The following is a 954-nucleotide window of genomic DNA, read 5'->3' as shown; positions in this document are numbered from 1 at the left end:
TTCGATTGGCATTTCACCCCTATCCACACCTCATCCAAAAGCTTTTCAACGCTCACTGGTTCGGTCCTCCACACATTTTTACCTGTGCTTCAACCTGGGCATGGATAGATCACTGTGGTTTCGGGTCTATTCCATCCGACTTATCGCCCTGTTCAGACTCGCTTTCGCTTCGGCTCCGCGTTTTCCGCTTAACCTCGCCGGATGAAATAACTCGCCGGTTCATTCTTCAATAGGCACGCCGTCGCACTCATACGGTGCTTCGACTGCTTGTAGACATACGGTTTCAGGTTCTCTTTCATTCCCCTCCCGGGGTTCTTTTCACCTTTCCCTCACGGTACTATGCGCTATCGGTCCATATCAGTATTTCGCCTTGGAGGGTGGTCCCCCCTGCTTCCCACAAGGTTCCTCGTGCCCCGTGGTACTCCGGATACTACCCCATACCCTTCTTTACGTCTACCGGGCTCTCACCGTCTCTGGCTCAGGTTCCCACCTGATTCGACTTCATCCAGGTACTTGTTGGTAGTCCTCAACCCCGGTGCGGTTTCCCGCTCCGGTTTGGGCTTTGCCCGCTTCGCTCGCCGCTACTGGGGGCATCTCTTTTGATTCCTCTTCCTCCGGCTACTTAGATGTTTCAGTTCACCGGGTGCCCTCCTCTCATACGAGAGGTGACAGTACTACTACTGCCGGGTTTCCCCATTCGGAAATCTGCGGGTCACTGGTTACTTGCACCTCACCGCAGCTTATCGCAGCTTATCGCGTCCTTCTTCGGCTGATATGGCCAAGGCATCCGCCGTACGCCCTTACTTACTTAACTTACCTTTTGAGTTTTCTAAGGTTTGAACTCTCTAATTTCTTAAAGAGGTCTTTTTGTTTCTTACGTTTTCATGTAGTTGTCAAGGTACAGGTGAAAGGATTGACCTTTCAAAACTAAACAATACAAATCCAATGCCACAG

Annotated in this window: 1 rRNA gene; it reads right to left on the bottom strand. The window is 51.0% G+C overall.

From position 1 onward, the window contains the following. Positions 1–814 (bottom strand): 23S ribosomal RNA (locus tag PGX78_RS08410); the annotation flags it as partial. Positions 815–954: the final 140 nt, after the last annotated feature.

The sequence above is a fragment of the Megasphaera sp. AF13-6AC genome, assembly GCF_027685385.1.
Taxonomy (GTDB): Bacteria; Bacillota; Negativicutes; order Veillonellales; family Megasphaeraceae; genus Megasphaera; species Megasphaera micronuciformis.
Note: the sequence above shows the minus strand (reverse complement) of the source record. Positions and strands in the feature narration are given on the sequence as shown.